At 58.0% G+C, this 15802-nt stretch carries 16 protein-coding genes and 1 tRNA gene; 3 read left to right on the top strand and 14 right to left on the bottom strand.

The features are described 5' to 3' along the window. Together BLR85_RS10180 and BLR85_RS10185 are read right to left on the bottom strand one after the other, a co-directional pair. On the bottom strand, positions 1-216 hold a 216-nt coding region (locus tag BLR85_RS10180), incomplete at its 3' end, for a helix-turn-helix domain-containing protein (protein WP_139188352.1). An 85-nt stretch (positions 217-301) separates the two neighbouring features. Next, the gene (locus BLR85_RS10185; protein WP_093155001.1) at positions 302-703 is read right to left on the bottom strand and encodes a hypothetical protein; all 402 of its coding nucleotides are present in this window, start codon (positions 701-703) and stop codon (positions 302-304) included. A gap of 650 nt (positions 704-1353) precedes the next feature. On the opposite strand from BLR85_RS10185, the gene BLR85_RS10190 reads away from it, so the two are divergent. Then, positions 1354-2124, top strand: coding sequence for a hypothetical protein (locus BLR85_RS10190; protein ID WP_139188353.1), 771 nt, complete (start codon positions 1354-1356; stop codon positions 2122-2124). A gap of 892 nt (positions 2125-3016) precedes the next feature. Here the strand turns inward: BLR85_RS10190 and BLR85_RS30450 are convergent. From BLR85_RS30450 to BLR85_RS10235, 9 genes are all read right to left on the bottom strand, one after another. After that, positions 3017-3310, bottom strand: coding sequence for a helix-turn-helix domain-containing protein (locus tag BLR85_RS30450; RefSeq protein ID WP_425284472.1), 294 nt, complete (start codon positions 3308-3310; stop codon positions 3017-3019). A gap of 247 nt (positions 3311-3557) precedes the next feature. Then, positions 3558-3869, bottom strand: coding sequence for a hypothetical protein (locus tag BLR85_RS10200; protein WP_068318285.1), 312 nt, complete (start codon positions 3867-3869; stop codon positions 3558-3560). A gap of 46 nt (positions 3870-3915) precedes the next feature. Continuing rightward, a complete protein-coding gene (locus BLR85_RS10205) occupies positions 3916-4431 on the bottom strand; it encodes a hypothetical protein (protein WP_093155008.1) in 516 nt (171 codons plus the stop codon). Positions 4432-4811: 380 nt separating this feature from the next. Next, positions 4812-5933, bottom strand: a complete 1122-nt coding sequence (locus BLR85_RS10210) for an alanine racemase (protein ID WP_093155010.1) — start codon at positions 5931-5933, stop codon at positions 4812-4814. Then, a complete protein-coding gene (locus BLR85_RS10215) occupies positions 5930-7129 on the bottom strand; it encodes an N-acetyltransferase DgcN family protein (RefSeq protein WP_244520682.1) in 1200 nt (399 codons plus the stop codon). Before BLR85_RS10215 ends, BLR85_RS10210 begins: the two co-directional genes overlap by 4 nt. Before the next feature lie 89 nt (positions 7130-7218). Next, entirely contained in the window at positions 7219-7899 is a 681-nt protein-coding gene (locus BLR85_RS10220; protein ID WP_244520683.1) for a hypothetical protein, read from the bottom strand. 160 nt (positions 7900-8059) lie between these two features. Beyond that, positions 8060-8413, bottom strand: a complete 354-nt coding sequence (locus BLR85_RS10225) for a hypothetical protein (RefSeq protein ID WP_093155012.1) — start codon at positions 8411-8413, stop codon at positions 8060-8062. After that, on the bottom strand, positions 8410-8724 hold the full coding sequence (locus BLR85_RS10230) for a hypothetical protein (protein ID WP_093155014.1): 315 nt from the start codon (positions 8722-8724) through the stop codon (positions 8410-8412). The genes BLR85_RS10225 and BLR85_RS10230 overlap by 4 nt, the downstream gene beginning before the upstream one ends. 1145 nt (positions 8725-9869) lie before the next feature. Then, on the bottom strand, positions 9870-10541 hold the full coding sequence (locus tag BLR85_RS10235; protein WP_093155218.1) for a Crp/Fnr family transcriptional regulator: 672 nt from the start codon (positions 10539-10541) through the stop codon (positions 9870-9872). 215 nt (positions 10542-10756) lie between these two features. Between BLR85_RS10235 and BLR85_RS10240 the strand changes: the two genes are divergently transcribed. Continuing rightward, positions 10757-10993 (top strand): hypothetical protein, encoded by a 237-nt coding sequence (locus BLR85_RS10240; RefSeq protein ID WP_093155017.1) that lies wholly within the window; start codon positions 10757-10759, stop codon positions 10991-10993. Between the two features lie 36 nt (positions 10994-11029). Beyond that, on the top strand, positions 11030-11320 hold the full coding sequence (locus BLR85_RS28465) for a hypothetical protein (protein ID WP_139188354.1): 291 nt from the start codon (positions 11030-11032) through the stop codon (positions 11318-11320). Between the two features lie 601 nt (positions 11321-11921). Here BLR85_RS28465 and BLR85_RS10250 read toward each other — a convergent pair. The 3 genes from BLR85_RS10250 to lon all read right to left on the bottom strand — a co-directional run bounded on the left by BLR85_RS10250 (position 11922) and on the right by lon (position 15690). Then, positions 11922-12935, bottom strand: a complete 1014-nt coding sequence (locus BLR85_RS10250; protein WP_093155020.1) for an integrase — start codon at positions 12933-12935, stop codon at positions 11922-11924. Between the two features lie 122 nt (positions 12936-13057). Continuing rightward, positions 13058-13132, bottom strand: a tRNA-Val gene (locus BLR85_RS10255). Between the two features lie 143 nt (positions 13133-13275). Then, positions 13276-15690, bottom strand: a complete 2415-nt coding sequence (lon, locus tag BLR85_RS10260) for an endopeptidase La (RefSeq protein ID WP_093155023.1) — start codon at positions 15688-15690, stop codon at positions 13276-13278. Positions 15691-15802: the final 112 nt, after the last annotated feature.

The following is a 15802-nucleotide window of genomic DNA, read 5'->3' on the forward strand; positions in this document are numbered from 1 at the left end:
CTCAATCCAGCCGGTCACGCCGGCCAGTTTGCGGTGACCACCTCCGTTACCTTGCGGTCGTGGTGTCAGTGATCCGGTTTCCCGCCGCAGCTTGATCAGATCGTTCACAAATCTCGGCGAAACCCGGAAGTGCCGCGCCGCCTCGCGGTGCCCGTGACCTTCATCGACAAAGGCGACGACGCGCTCGCGTAGCTCTATTGGATGTGGTTTGCCCATCTGAGACCCCTATATCTGCCTCAACAGAAGGGAATCACATCACAACCAATCTGGGAAGCCTGAATCAGATAGGCCGCGACACGCTCTAGTTGCTCGCGGGCTGGTCACCGCCCGGCTTGCAGTTCGGCTGATTCGGCGGGCATTTCTTCGGACCCGGCTTCCCTTGCTTTCCCTGCTGCGGGCCGTCGTTGTTCGGGCCGTTCTTCTGCGGGCCGCCGTTATTCGGGCCGTTCTTGATCGGGCCGTTACTCTTCGGACCACCCTGAGCGGGACAACCCTCTGTTCCCGGCTTGCAGTTGGAGGACTGCTGTTTCCTTGGTCCTTGTCCCGGCTGCGGCTTGGGTTGGTTTTGGGCCAGCTCGACCTGGCTCGCCACGGGCGCTTTCAGACCCAGCCCGTCGGGCATGAATCCTGTCGGCACGGGTGCAAAGGCAATCGCAGGAAAGGAGATACCAACGGCCGCAACCGCGATCAGGCAAAACTTCATCAGAAAACCTCATTCAAAGAACAGACAATATCACGAAGTTACCGCAACCAGGATGCACCAGATAGCGTCAACTGAAAACATTATTTGCTTTTCTACCCCAAACCGGGTCTCCCCTCACCTCCGGGGCGCATTACTAGCCGCGCAACGCCAACCGGTCCGACTACGCCAACCGAAAACAGACGGAGGAAAAACGCCGTATGTCCCGATTTCGCGAACAAGGTGAATCATGGGCGACACACGGCTGGCCCGCCCCCGGAACCTTGCTGCTCGACGGCTGCACGGCCTTCTGAAACAGCCTTTCACTTTTTCCATCCAAAGGGGCGAATACGGTAAGATTGGGGTGGAACGCCGCATAAGCGCCCGTGAGTCACCTGACCTGCATCCGGAACCTCGAAGCTCCGGTAGCGTGACTTGACCGAGAACCGGGCAACAGCCGTCGCAAACTGTGTTCCCTCCACAACACCCTGCACAACCCGAGCGCATGCCAGCGATTCTGACGGATCACGTTTTGCTGCCGCGTGAAGCTGTGGTAACAAAATCGATAACACTCCTAAATTGGCAAAGCAGACATGTATCGTCCCGCACTAGATTCCCTACTCCTCAGCCTTCTGCTTGTGGTTGGATCGGTCAATTCGATCAAAGCTCAGGAAATGGCGCCAACGCTCCCGTCCGTCGACCAGCTGAACTTCACGGTTTCAGGGCTGTCCGGTGACTTGGGCGGTTACAGCAATTCGATGGTCGCCGGCAGCGTCGCGTTTCCGGTGAACGCATGGTACGGTGTGCAATTGGACGGAGCAGTCGGCAGCTACCGTGAAGACTACATGAGCTTCGGCACCGCCTTTCACTTCTTCCACCGCAACCCGGAACGCGGCGCGGTCGGGTTCTATCTCGACTATGGCTACGTCAACCCGGAACATAACGGACAGTTCGGCGTGGAGGGCGCGCTCTATCTCGACAATGTCACGCTGGAAGCGCTCGTCGGCGTTCGCGGCGGAACCAATGTCTATGTCGAGGCTTTCGACGAGATCGACATCACCTACTACTTCAACGAGAACATCAAGGCCTCGGTCGGTCACCGCTACAGCGCGCGCGGAAACGTCGGCAATGTCGGGTTCGAGATCGCCCCCTCGTCGTTGAACGGATGGAGCGTCTTTGGCGAGGCCGAGGCGGGTGAGGATGACAACCAGTCCGCATATCTGGGCATTCGGTACGCCTTTGGCAGCCAGCGTTACTCGTCGCTCATGGAGCGCGACCGTGAAGGCCAGATGCGCGTGCGGCTTCCGCGCGTCATCAACAACGTGACCCGCTGCGGTCCATTGCCGGAAACCCAGGATGCGAATCTGGGCCGCCACGAAATGAACATTCTGTGCGCCTCCGCCTCCGATCTCGAGGATGAAGGCGCGACCGAGGAAAAGAAATAGGCGTCACCCGGATGCGGGCGATGCATTCCATCGCCCCATAACGGTCCCAGCTTCCAACAAAGTCCAAAGGGCGCCGCAAGGCGCCCTTTTTCGATTCCGACCGGTAGATCGCACGCGCCACAGCGCCTGTCGCCGCCCTCGCCAGATCCGGAGGCTCAATGCCCCCGCCTTCGAAGAGCGGCACCATCCCGATGCAGCCGCGAAACGACCGCTCGGTCGATCCGGTAAGATTGTCTTGGAAGGAAATGGTGGGTGATGAGGGATTTGAACCCCCGACATCTTCGATGTGAACGAAGCGCTCTACCCAACACCGCACTTAAACCGCATGCAGTCCACTGACGTCGCGTGCATACTAATGCCAAATGATGTCAGATCCTTACATTGTATCCGCAGGTCATGTTTAGAGAAATGCCTATGCCGCCCGACGCACGCTTAATCAGGGCGCTGCGTCCACGATTGCAGCGGAGGCGCAGCGGAGACCTAGCCAAATTCGTTGGATGGGGTGCCAAAAACCGAAGGACGATGCGACGACCGGCGAGCGCATTTGCCGTTTTCCTTTGTGGAGCACCGCACGCATCATCGACACGATCTCGTGCAACACTCCCCCCGCAAAACCAAAAGGTGGCGTGGCCCACTGCACGCCAGCGTGGAGTGAGGTTGGACGCCCACCATACTTGAACGGAATTCGTTTTCAGTGTCAGGATGCCCTTGGATGGTATTAGAATGCCGGGTTTGCCGCCTTCGCAGTCATCCGATGAAAAAGCTCGGATGACGACTTCGCACCCAGAAGCCGCCGTCCGTGGCGACTGCAGCATCCCGTAGGAAGGGCGGTTTGCAGACATCTGCTGCAGCTGGTTCCAAGGTCCGGTTCAGTGCTCTGCAAAAAAGCCGCCTATGTGGAGGATTCGGGGTTCGGCGCCCCCGAGTTCAGGCTGTTTCGAAATCCAGCTGTGCTCTTCCCGTTCTTCGTCTTGAACGCCCTCGAGAAGTTTGAAGTGCTTCTGTAGCCCAGTTCGGCGGCTATCTCGGAAACACTGCACTCCTCTGATGTCAGTAGGTCTCGGGCCCTGTGCAGGCGCAGATCGTCGGGGATGTTCGCCGTGTTCGACGCCAAGGTCTCAGCAGCGGATTTTCTGGCCATATTCATCACGAAAGGGGATTGTGCTACTCGACCCACGGCAGCCATCAACACGCAAAAAAACGGACCGACCGAAAGCCACCGGAAAAAACTCGAGTATTTCAACGTCGCCGAGCTGAACCAGGTCTGGCGGAAATGGCGTTACGCCATGCGTTCTGCGACTTGCAGCGTCGACATATACGCTCTCCGAACCACTCACTCCAGAACGAGGTTTTGCAGCGAAGACACAAACGCTCTTGCGGCACATCATTGCGTGCGCGTTTGGGCGACATCGTGTCTTGCTCAGGCGATGTTATCATTGGTTCGTGACCTCCGTGTCAGACAAGCGGGCAAGATCGTCGAGCGCGCTTTGGATGAGTTCCTGTCGGCTGGCGTCCTGAGCCTCAGCGGTCTCGGAATAGCGGCGGATCAGGTACTGCACCTTCACGGCTGCATCCCGCCAGTTCATTGCTGGCTCGACGAGAAGGGTGGCTTCCAGTTCCTCTTGCCGCTCTCTAAGGTTTTCCCGATCGACCTCGAATTTCTGGAGAGAATGTCGACGGATGTGAGTCACCATGCTGCTTTCGGCGCTGCGTTTTGTGCCAAGCTCGACTGGGTTACTGGTCATGGCAGTGCTCCCGCCCGTAAGGCCGTCCGTCCGGAATGTAACGCTCCTAAAGAGCGAGATTGCACGCCCGGGTCGGCAATCCTTCGTTTTCGGCGGCCTCAATCGAAGCCGCGTCTTGCAGGCAATCTCGGGGCATTCGGACCACGGGCTTGTCGTCCAGTACCTCGCTATCCGATTGTTGTGCGCACGATCTGGAATAGAGCTGGCGAATCTGGATTTCAGAGAATCCGTCAGCCTGCATCACGAGGCGCACCATCGAGTCGGCCAACATCTCTTCCAGAAAGAGCTGCGACAACTCAAGCCCGGTCAACTTGTCCTTTGCTCGCACGCTGTCGAGATCAGCGAGCGAGACAGTCAGGGTCCGAACCAGCCCGGTATGGGACACCCGCGGTCGCAGATGAACAAGAACCGAGGCTTTCCATGCTTCGGGGTTCAGATGGTCGGGGGGCGAACAGAGTTCGGTTTCAATCTCGTAGTCTCCCGCCGGAAGCGTTTCATCAAAACCGGGCAAGGTGAACGGCCGAGAGAATATGGCGGTTGTCTTTTTGGTGAGAGGAGTCATAATTTTTCCAGTGCTGGAATTTCTTGTTCGTTTACGGAGCCAAGGACAGCTCAATTACTGTTGGAAGATGTCTTTTCATCTTTTGATTTCGTCTGCGCTTTCGGCTTGTGGACGTCGATTGCCCTGTCCTTGAGTTCGAGTGGGTCAGTCAAATCTTCAGGGGGCCGAAACTTCCGCAAAGCCGTCGCCCTGGACTTCAAATCCTTTAAAGACATGCTGTCTATTCCTTGATTGCCCGCGACCATTTCATGCCTGCAAAAGGGCGAGAAATGTTTGTGCGGCTATCACCTATATGGGGATCGAAGTCCCATTTTGCGATGGGTCGCCAAAATAGGAGACCACTGATTGGGGGCGGATTGGTTCCGTCGCGAGCCGAATGGTTACATTAAAGCCGGTCTCGTGTGGCATTGGCTATCCGCGATTTCGTTTCTCAAAGACCTGTCATGGCTTGAAATTTTCACAACACCGGGCGCGTTCATGACCCGCATAAGTGCATTGTAATTAAGTTGAAACCTCAGCTCGCTCCCAACGCGCAGCGGACTGTTTCTGCTTTCAACGACAATGTGATCACTGGTCGCTCCAACAAATGTGACTCCTAGCGGAAACTTCAGACCCGCCGCATCGGTGTCCTGAAATCCGACGGCGAGGAGAGATCGTGTTTTCCAATGGTCGTCGTGCACCAGACGCAGGTCCGAACGGGCCGGATTGACCGACTGCAACACCAATTTCTGTGGTTTGATCTTTGTTTCGATCACCTCGGCGACAAGCGTGAAGGCATCCGTGTGAAGCCCACCAATTGAAGCGCCTGAAACAGGGTCAACTCCCAGCAAAATCGCCTCACCCAGACGCAGATTGTTGACCCGGCCCATAGTCCCCAAACCGAGAGCCCAGGGTAAGCTTGCAGAGCTGCCTCCCGAAACCGTTTCAAGGACTGGCCCATATGATCCCTCGATGTCATTCGCCAGCGAAGTGAGCATCGCCATGGCCTCGGGGTTTGGCGCACCGCCACTCAGGCAAGTGAAATTGGCACCAATACCTTTCAAAGCGACACCGGGCATCTTGACGACTTGAGAGGCTGCGTCTGCCAGGTCCTCGGGCATGATCCCTTCCCGCATATCGCCGACTTCGACCATCAAGATGACGTTATGAACACTGCTGGTGCGCATAGCCTCGGCTGCAAGCTCCGCGATCACCTCCATCTCCGTGTTGTAACTGGTCTCGCTACTCGCGCAGATTCGTTCTATCTGGCTCAACATCGGCGTTCGGATCAGGGAGATGTGACACGTAATTCCCGCCTTGCGCATCCTTTCTACGTTCGTGATCCGTGCATCCGCAAGTCCCGCCGCGCCTCCTGCTAGCATTGCATTTGCAATGTCAGGGTGGCCGCAAGCGGCTTTTGTCACGCCGGTCACGATGATCCCGCGCGCTTTCAGACGCTCGACGAGGCAGCGAGTATTGTGCTGGATCTTGCCCAAATCGACTTCGATGCGCGGTGCCGTCATTCTGCTGCTATGACGGGCGCTCGTCGCAGTTCCGGAAATGCCGCAAGAACCAGTTCCGTCAGATATGGGACTGGTCGGTCAAGAGCATCGGTGACGGGGAGGTGCAGGCTACGCGAATAGCTTGTGATTGCGCCGTCAACCTCGGCATCCGTCATCCCTTCGTGATTGATCGTTAGCCCGATCACCTTGGTATCGGCGAAGGCTTCGATGAGGGCGATCTCGTTACTCGGTTCGGGCATCGCCATGTTTGGAAAGTCGCAGCGATGGGCGCGCTTTGGCGCATGCTGAAGGATCACGGCGTTCGGTTGACTGCCGCGCAAAATGAATGCCGACGTACAGAAGGCGGGATGACTGAGCGCACCCTGCCCTTCGATCAATATGACCTCGGGCCGTTCGCCTTTCGAGGCCGCAACGATGGCCCCCTCAAGTTCGCCACAGCAAAACTGTGGCGGCACCGCGTCCATCGCGACGCCGTATTTGGCACCCTGCATCAGACCTGTCTGACCCGTGCCAACCAGAACCGTCTTGATCCCCATTGCATTCAGGGCAAGCGCCAGAACGGTTGCTGTCGTCCGCTTTCCGATGGCGCAATCCGTCCCCAGGACGGCGATGCGGATCGCCTCTACATTGGCGACGCTGCCGTCGAACAACCGCATGTCCTTGCTGGGGCGCGGCTTGCGAAGATCGTGGATGGTTACCTTCTCGATTTGAGCGGCGGAGGAAATTTCCGTATCATCTCCGAGATATTCATGCAGCCCGCTGACGATGTTCATACCAAGCGAAATAGCATCAAGAACAACACGGCGATCCTCCACGGACAGTCTTCCATTGGATGGTGCCATTCCGTAGATCAATGTGTCTGGAGTCGTTACTTCGTTAGTAACGGCCGTTTCGAGACTCCCGAAAACGGGTATATGGTTTGTCATATTGTCGAGAACCTGACCGCTGTCCTTCCCGCCGTGGTCGCTGTCGATCACCGAAAGAATGCGGTAGGTTTGAGAATGTCGGACAAGTCCATTTGCAGTCTTTCCGTCAAGCTTCGCAAAGTTCCCTTCGCAGTACACAATTGCGGTGGGTATTCTCGACGAGGCGGATTCGGCCGAACGTCGCGGAGAATTGGCCCTTTTGGACTTGAACAATTGCTTGGCTTCGACGATCTCGCGCAAAACGTTCGGGTGAGTATGTGTCATTTCCATGGTCTATCCCTCTGATTCCGCAATGCCCTTCGCATCAATTCCAATGAGGCACGCAGAGTGCGTGCTCGGCTTATGCGCCGGAGCGGCATCTAATTGTTAAGTACGCACCGGCCCTTTGACCGTTGAAAGTTCCTGTGGCACTCCCATCGATTCCCTGACCGGTCGAGATGAGCATTCGGGGGCACTTCAATGGCGACGCATGTATCGCCAGACACAAAGAAGCCGCGGTCGCATTTCCAGCCGGAACCATAGCTCGTATCGTCAAGGTAGGCGTTTTCGGGGATGTCGACGGCCATGCATTTTCCGTCTTCCTCGAAATAACCACGTTCACATGTCCACGGATTGCCGTGACTAGAGGTGTTCAGAAAGGCATTATCCGGCACCGCAATGGCCGAACATGTCTCTCCCTTGACTTCATATCCGCGATTGCAGCGCCAAACTGATCCGTAGGAACCGTCTTCCAGATAGGCATTGTCAGGCAGCAGGACTTTGTTGCAGCCGCCATCAACCTTTGTGTAGCCGCGCAGGCATTTCCATCTGTTCCCCGAGTCGTCGAGATACGCGCCTTCGGGAACCGGAACCTCGACACAGGATGCGCGATCCACCTGTGTGAAACCATGCAGGCATTCCCACCCGGCGCCATAGGTCCGGTTCGTGGGATATGCGTTCGCCGGCACGACGATGGCGACGCAGGTATCGCCATCCAACCGATAGGACAGATCGCATTCCCATCCGCCGCCATAGCTTCTCGCATGTGCATTTTCGGGCATCGACGCAGTTGTCGATTGCGACATTGCCGGCGATGCAAAGGCCGTCAAGGTACCGATTGTGACCAAGAGAAGCGTTGCCACAACCTGTCCGATGGACCGAAGGTTGAGCCTTCGGTCCATGGTCGTGCCGTTTCGCGCGGCAGGCAGGTTTCTCCTTGGATTACGATTCACCTAGTTCCAGCCCCGCAATACATGCCTGTGCCAGATCACGGTTCGGTGCGTCGGAACCGGGGACTGTCGCCCAACCGGCCTCCATTACGGCATCACGCCGCTTGTAGTTCGTCGCTTCGCGGATCGTCGCAAGTTTCGCTATGCGGTCTGCATCGGTCCGGGCCATATCAACACAGACCGGAAGCAAAGCTGCGATGACATTGTCGTTGGCCAGGTCGCTGGCCATCTCTTCTGCACTGCCACCGGTGACCCAGCCACCCCAGGAGAAACCGACAATTACAGTAAGGGCGGCACCGACGAGGGCACCGTAGATGCCGGGTTTCAGCCATTCGAGAGAGTTCATTTTAGTTCCTCCAGCGGAGAAAGCGCCGCCTCGCTATATTTGATGGTTTCGGTGGTGATCCGATCACGCCGCAGTACCAGTTCGAGGTCCTTCTGGGTGATCGGGCGCATCGCAATGGAGCCCCCGCGATTGCCTTTTCCATGGACGATCAGGTAGGTCGAAATCCTTCGCCAGGCTTCGAAGCTGAGGCCTTGCAGAAGCTCTTCCTCGACGAGCACCTCGTAGGTACCGGCGGGAAGCTGGCCCGGATAACCAGGTTGGGCGAACGCATTGAAAAACGTCACCATTGATTTGGACGACCGTGTATTCATTCCAGGCCTCCGTGAATTTCTGTGGGGACAACCTGCACCATCCTGCGTTGGACATTCGGCAACGAGGTTCGGGCAAGGCTTGGTATTGTGGACGACCATAGGCCGAGACTGTCAGGCTTGCGCTGATCGAGGTTAGTTCCGGACGAAAATCTGTCTGGTCGGAAATGATCAGCGGACCACCTGCCAAGATCACCCTGGTGCGCCACTGATCTGCGTAAGGGCACCGGACCGTTCAACTCCATATGATTCCATCCAACAGCCCTGCCCTTTGGTAGGTGCATCGCCGACGGCGTGCGAACCTGATCATTGCCCCGGGCTCAAAGAGAAAAAGGGATACACTTGTCCGGAGTTGAACATCTGCAACCAGACCGAGCCGATTTCGATCGCTTTCTATACGCTACCGTTGGCGAAGACCGAAACGGGTCTGCCGTAACCGTTGTGTCCGCGCTGGCAAGACTTGGCCTCGATCCCTGGATAGAGGCCTCCAAACTTGCATCGCTGGGACGGGAGGCAGCCTGTGTACGACTTGGAAGGTCGCTCTCAGGGTTCAAGGATGTCCCAACGCTTGCGCTTGAACACGCGGCCGTTGCCGCAACCCTGACAGCGCTGTTGCCGGACCGCCTATCCCGCCACGCGACGAAACTGGCCAGGCCGGCGATGCCCAAGGGACCTCCGGTTCGAGGCAGATGGATTCTGGCCATCCTCATTCTCTTTCTCGTACTGGCACGCGTCTTATTCCTTGCCAATGGGGGGTGAGGTCGGACTCCTTCGAAACAGAAAACGCACCGACGGCAGGATCAGACGTCGACCGTTAGGCATAGCGGCGTAGTTCTTCGCCCAGAACGTATAGCCGGGTCGCAGGCGAGAAAACCAACCTGAAAACCACAATTTCGGTCGACGCTAACCTGCATCAGGGGCGAATAGCCGGTTCGGCGGTAGTGTATTAAGTGACTTCCAGACATCTGGGGGAGTGAGTGGATTTTAGCATTTGAGGGGCGCAGGAGCGTGAAGACCCCAAAGGTCTGATACGTCTCCGCGCTTCATATTCCTTTTGGTTTGCCGGGAGCCAGTCCCGGAATTCCGGAGAAGACCATAAATCCGGCCAGATAGCATTCGCATTGGTGTTGAGCCAAAATCGGCCGTCCTCAGCTCAGGAGAGGCCCGGTGTGGTTCAGATACTCGGGATCAAACTCCGCCAAGGTCACGAGACCATCGTAGTTTTCGAATGACACCCGGCCATCTCGAAAAGTGACCAATCCTTCTTCACGAAGCCTTCGAAGCACGCGGTTGACATGCACCGCACTGAGACCTAACGAATCGGCCAGATGATACTGGGTCAATGGGCACTCGAAGCCTGCCTTGCTTCCCAATCCGACGAGAGCCAGCCTGGCAGCGAGTTCCAGAAAGAAATGTGCAACGCGTGCTTCCGCGTCTCGTTGTCCGAGGCCAACAAGATGTTCGACCACCATCGCCTCGTCGCGTGAGGCTGCCCAGAGAATGGCCGTCGCCAGTCGCGGGGTGTGAGCGAAAGCATCCAGAAGGTCGCTTACGAGGATTTCCGCCGCTTCGATCTCGACGATAGGCACGATGCTGTGGTCCGACGTGTGCAACAGAACACTGCGTAGCCCAAGAAAATCGCCCGGGATCTGGAAATCGACGATCTGACGCGAACCGTCACGCTGGATCTTGTAGGAGCAAACCCAACCCTCGGCCAGAACATAAGCCGCCTGATCCGACTGCCCCTGATGCACGAGATCGATCCCCTGCACGAAGGTTCTCCGGCGCTGATGCAGACGATCAAGCACGGCCAGTTCCATGTCGCTCAGTGCCACGAAGACGGAAAGCTTTCGTGTGAGCGGGCTGTTTTCGATGGCGTTCAAGGAAACCTCCGAACTCGGTGAAGGAATCACGAAGATATCCGCGTAGGGACTGCTTTCGATCAGTTCTCAGTATCACGTTTCCTGCGAAAGTGCGGGAGATCATCAGGCTCTCGCTCGATCCTGCTCTCACATGCAAGGAGGAACGGCACGCGATGTCCGACCAAAATCACTATTCAGGGATGGCAGCGCTCTCGATTTGCGAAGCGCTCCTGCTCGCAATGAATGATCGCAAGCTTCTTCCCGAGCGCGAGATCGTTGGTATTCTCCGCGACGCGGCTGCGGCGCACGAAAACGCCATCGGTTCCGTCGCCGCAACGGAATCCCACCAGGCCGTTGCCGGGTTGATCAACATGATCATCGCGGGCGGATACTCTTCCGGGCGGCCGTGATGAAATCCGGCAGGTGCTGCAATCGTACGAGAATACTTGTGCGAGATGCGGGACCGGTGCGTTGCCCGGAAATTCGAAGGCGCGAGCTTCATTGGATCGAGCTTGCTTGACCGCCGAGCTCCGCCGCCCTGCGCGATCGACCCGCTCGTTCATAAACGACAAGATATCTACCTGATCCCGAAAGGAAAATCGATGTCCAAAGGCAACAAGAAGCGTAGCAACCGGGAAGTTAAAAAGCCCAAGAAGATCAAGGAAAAGGCTCCGGCAACTGCCGATTTTTCCAAAGGCAGAAGCCCGGCAACTCTCGGAGAGAAGAAGAAACCGTAGTTTGGCGCCGAACCGTATCGGTTGTTGATTTCATGATGCGGCAATTTCCGAGCCGACCTGTACGACCAGGCGACAGGATCGCCGTCTCTGGGTGGTAGTTCCGTTCGCCAAAGCTGCCATTCATCCGCCCTGCAGAATCCACCAAATTGGGCTCGTTCCGGCCGTTCGCCGCGGCTTGCATGAATGGCGGCAGTGGGCCGATAGCGACAGTTGAGTGATCCGAGGCAAAGGTCCGGAAAACCTCCACACCGGACCGTGCTCTAGGCACCCTGATGTCCGCAGCTAGCTGCCGTCACCGCGCATAGACCGACCGTAAACACAAACGGATTCCCGCCCGTTGCTGCGTGGTGCGTCGTCGCTATGCGCCATTGCTGGCAGGTGTCATCAGCTACTCCGGTATCAGATTGGTGCCGCGACATCGCCTCGTGCGTGTCTGGTGGGCTTGAACAGCCTAGCCGAACTGACCAGCTAAGTCAACTTATGACAACTATATCAAGATGATAGGAGGCTCATTGCAACTACATGTCGTGCGGATCACTGCGGCGGCATTGCCCTTCATTACACGTGCGATAGCAATGCCGCCACACAAGCAGGTCTGGCACTACCGCAGCTTCTCAACGATGTTAACGGCGTGTAAATGTGTATAGCGCATCAACATACGTGCATCGCGGTGCCCCGATATCATCGCCACTTCCGGCATCGACAAGCCGCGCTCGAAGAAAGACGAGATCGCCTCATGCCGTAGGTCATGAAAGTGCAAGTCTTCGATGCCTGCCCGCGTGCAGATCTGTCGCCATGCCAGTAGCACCGCGTTCTGCTTCATCGGGAACACCGTCGCAGCGCCCTCGCCCCGATCTGTCAGAATGCCTCGCACGTCTTCGAACACCGTTAACGCGGCGGGAGAGAGTGGAACGGTGCGAGCGTGACCGTTCTTCGTGCGAGGCAGATGCAGGGTAGCCAACCGCTCATTCAAATCGCACCAGCGCGCCGACAGCATTTCGCCTCTGCGCATACCGGTCTCCAATGCCAGGGCGATAAGAGGTGCCATAAGCGGATTAGCGTATGCCCTTGCCGCTTCCATAAGAACAGTACGTTCATTGTCCCGAACTCGACGCTCGCGACGGTTCCGAATGGTGGGTCTTCGAACGCCCCGCACGGGATTTGAATGCAAAGGCAATTGCCAATCTTGCATGGCGATGTCTAGGGCGTGCTGCATCAAACCAAGGTAGCGGCAAATGCTGGCAGGCTTCATTTCCGTCATCCGCTGGTCGCGCCACGCAGCGAAGTGGACGGCTTTCAATCGGTCGAGGGTCGTCCTCGCCAACTTGTCGTCGCGTTCTAGGACGCTGTTCAACATGCACGCTTCGTTGCGCCCTGCCTGTTTCTGCGGGACGATTTCATCACGGTAGCGAATTAGGATGGAAGCAAGCGTTGTCTCGCGCAGATCCGCCAATGCAGCGATATCCTGTAACTCTCCACGTTCTGCCTGCCGCTCCGTCTCGCGCGCCCACTGCACCGCATCTGCGCGCTTGCCAAACGATTTACTGCGCGCTTTCCCATCGTGCCGAACTTGGGCCTGCCACTTGCCGCTCGGACGTTTAACGATAGTTGCCATTCCTGCTGTCTCCCGCAAATTGCGGGCATTTCGTGCAGCGGAGGCGCAGCGGACAGTCTGCAGTGCAACAAGCACGGATCACGCAAAAACGTGCAAACCACTGACAATGCGGAGAAAGGAAATGGTGGGTGATGAGGGATTTGAACCCCCGACATCTTCGATGTGAACGAAGCGCTCTACCACTGAGCTAATCACCCGGTGCCGCGCGTCTTAGCGCCCTGAACCGCCGGCTGCAAGGGGGAAGCGGGCACTCGCATGCGCATTTTTTCCCGCCAGCCCGACAAAAAAAAGGGCGCGACCGAGCGCGCCCTTTGCAGGTTGTCAAATTGCAGACCGGCGCTCAATGCGCGGTCTTGCCCGCCTGGCTGCCTTCGGACAGGCTTGCGGCACGTGCCGCGGCGGCCTCTTCCTCGGCCGCCTCGTCCCATTCCACCGGCACCGGCGTATCGATCAGCGCGAGTTTCAGCACGTCGCGCACATGGGCAACCGGGATGATGTCGAGGCCTTCCTTCACATTGTCCGGGATCTCCGAAAGGTCCTTCTCGTTTTCCTGCGGAATCAGCACCGTCTTGATGCCGCCGCGCAGTGCCGCAAGAAGTTTTTCCTTGAGCCCACCAATCGCCAGCACGTTGCCGCGCAGCGTGACCTCGCCCGTCATGGCGATATCCTTGCGCACCGGAATGCGGGTCAGCACCGAAACGATGGAGGTCACCATCGCCACGCCGGCTGACGGCCCGTCCTTGGGCGTGGCGCCCTCCGGGACGTGCACGTGAATGTCGATCGTGTCGAATTTCGGCGGTTTCACCCCGATCTCCGGCGCGATGGAGCGCACGAAACTGTTGGCCGCGTCGATGCTCTCCTTCATCACGTCGCCGAGCTTGCCCGTCGTCTTCATCCGCCCTTTACCGGGCAATTTCAGCGCCTCGATCGACAGCAGGTCGCCACCGACAGAGGTCCATGCAAGCCCCGTCACGACACCAATCTGATCCTCTTTCTCGGCCAGGCCATAGCGGAAACGCTTCACGCCGAGGAAACCTTCAAGATCCTCCGGCTTCACGGTGACCGTCTCGGCCTCCTTCTTGACGATCTTGGTGATCGACTTCCGGGCCAGCTTGGCGATCTCACGCTCCAGGTTCCGCACCCCCGCCTCGCGGGTATAGGTCCGGATGATCTCCGTCAGCGCCTCGTCCGTCATATTGAACTCCTTCTCCCGAAGCCCATGGTTCTTCATCTGCTTCGCGATCAGGTGACGCCGCGCGATCTCGCGCTTCTCGTCCTCGGTGTAGCCGGCAAGCGTGATGATCTCCATCCGGTCGAGCAGCGGCCCCGGCATGTTGTAGCTGTTGGCCGTGGTCAGGAACATCACGTTGGAGAGGTCGTATTCCACCTCCATGTAGTGGTCGACGAAGGTCCCGTTCTGCTCCGGATCGAGCACTTCCAGCATCGCCGAGGCCGGGTCGCCACGGAAGTCCTGCCCCATCTTGTCGATCTCGTCGAGCAGGATGAGCGGGTTCGTGGTCTTCGCCTTTTTCAGCGCCTGGATGATCTTGCCAGGCATCGAGCCGATATAGGTCCGGCGGTGGCCGCGGATCTCGGATTCGTCACGCACGCCGCCGAGCGAGATGCGGATGAACTCGCGCCCCGTGGCATTGGCAACCGATTTGCCGAGCGAGGTTTTACCGACGCCCGGAGGCCCAACGAGGCAGAGGATCGGCCCCTTGAGCTTGGCCGAACGCTGCTGCACGGCCAGGTACTCGACGATACGTTCCTTGACCTTCACCAACCCGTAATGGTCGTTGTCGAGAACGGTCTGCGCCCGGTTCAGGTCCTTCTTCACGCGGGACTTCTTGCCCCACGGAATGGACAGCATCCAGTCCAGGTAGTTGCGCACCACCGTCGCCTCGGCGGACATCGGGCTCATGTTCTTGAGCTTCTTGATCTCGCCCTCGGCCTTTTCCAGCGCTTCCTTGGAGAGCTTCGTGGCGGCGATCTTCTCTTCGAGCTCGGCAATCTCGTTCTGGCCTTCGTCGCCATCACCCAGCTCGCGCTGGATCGCCTTCATCTGCTCGTTGAGATAATACTCCCGCTGCGTGCGCTCCATCTGGCTCTTCACGCGGGTCTTGATCTTCTTCTCGACCTGCAGGACGGACATCTCCCCCTGCATCAGGCCATAGACCTTCTCCAGCCGCTCCGCGACCGAGAGCGTCTCCAGAAGCTCCTGCTTCTGCGCCACTTCCAGCCCGAGATGGCCGGACACCAGGTCGGCCAGCTTGGCGGCCTCCCGCGTCTCGGCAACGGCGGCCAGCGCCTCCTCGGGGATGTTCTTCTTCACCTTGGAATAGCGCTCGAATTCCTCACCGACCGAGCGCACCAGGGCGGCGATGGTATCCGCATCGCCCGGCACTTCGGTCAGGAACTCCGCCCGCGCTTCGAAGAAATCTTCGTTTTCGAGATATTCGAGGATCTGCACCCGGCGGATACCTTCCACCAGCACCTTGACGGTGCCATCGGGCAGTTTCAGCAGTTGCAGCACATTGGCCAGCACGCCGGCCTGGTAGATGCCGTCGGTATCGGGATCGTCCTCGGCGGGATCGATCTGGCTGGCCAGAAGGATCTGCTTGTCGTCCTGCATCACCTCTTCGAGGGCGCGCACCGACTTGTCCCGCCCGACGAAAAGCGGGACGATCATGTGCGGAAACACGACGATGTCGCGCAGCGGCAGCACGGGATAAGATTGGCTCAGTGGCTCTTGCATGCTCGTTTTCCTGTTCTTGGCAAGAGGGTTCCGGTCCCGTTTCTCGGCAACACTCGACCCCCTCCGGTCCTGATTGCTAAAAGTGGGTCCTGACTCGCCCCGTTTCAAGCAG

It is taken from the genome of Aliiruegeria lutimaris, assembly GCF_900099935.1.
Lineage (GTDB): Bacteria > Pseudomonadota > Alphaproteobacteria > Rhodobacterales > Rhodobacteraceae > Tropicimonas > Tropicimonas lutimaris.

Excerpts from the sequence above, each read along its gene's own strand:
- BLR85_RS10185 (WP_093155001.1), bottom strand. The coding sequence starts at position 703 with ATGAAGTTTTGCCTGATCGCGGTTGCGGCCGTTGGTATCTCCTTTCCT.
- BLR85_RS10190 (WP_139188353.1), top strand. The coding sequence starts at position 1,354 with ATGGCGCCAACGCTCCCGTCCGTCGACCAGCTGAACTTCACGGTTTCA.
- BLR85_RS30450 (WP_425284472.1), bottom strand. The coding sequence starts at position 3,310 with ATGGCTGCCGTGGGTCGAGTAGCACAATCCCCTTTCGTGATGAATATG.
- BLR85_RS10200 (WP_068318285.1), bottom strand. The coding sequence starts at position 3,869 with ATGACCAGTAACCCAGTCGAGCTTGGCACAAAACGCAGCGCCGAAAGC.
- BLR85_RS10205 (WP_093155008.1), bottom strand. The coding sequence starts at position 4,431 with ATGACTCCTCTCACCAAAAAGACAACCGCCATATTCTCTCGGCCGTTC.
- BLR85_RS10210 (WP_093155010.1), bottom strand. The coding sequence starts at position 5,933 with ATGACGGCACCGCGCATCGAAGTCGATTTGGGCAAGATCCAGCACAAT.
- BLR85_RS10215 (WP_244520682.1), bottom strand. The coding sequence starts at position 7,129 with ATGGAAATGACACATACTCACCCGAACGTTTTGCGCGAGATCGTCGAA.
- BLR85_RS10220 (WP_244520683.1), bottom strand. The coding sequence starts at position 7,899 with ATGCCCGAAAATGCACATGCGAGAAGCTATGGCGGCGGATGGGAATGC.
- BLR85_RS10225 (WP_093155012.1), bottom strand. The coding sequence starts at position 8,413 with ATGAACTCTCTCGAATGGCTGAAACCCGGCATCTACGGTGCCCTCGTC.
- BLR85_RS10230 (WP_093155014.1), bottom strand. The coding sequence starts at position 8,724 with ATGAATACACGGTCGTCCAAATCAATGGTGACGTTTTTCAATGCGTTC.
- BLR85_RS10235 (WP_093155218.1), bottom strand. The coding sequence starts at position 10,541 with ATGGAACTGGCCGTGCTTGATCGTCTGCATCAGCGCCGGAGAACCTTC.
- BLR85_RS10240 (WP_093155017.1), top strand. The coding sequence starts at position 10,757 with ATGTCCGACCAAAATCACTATTCAGGGATGGCAGCGCTCTCGATTTGC.
- BLR85_RS10250 (WP_093155020.1), bottom strand. The coding sequence starts at position 12,935 with ATGGCAACTATCGTTAAACGTCCGAGCGGCAAGTGGCAGGCCCAAGTT.
- lon (WP_093155023.1), bottom strand. The coding sequence starts at position 15,690 with ATGCAAGAGCCACTGAGCCAATCTTATCCCGTGCTGCCGCTGCGCGAC.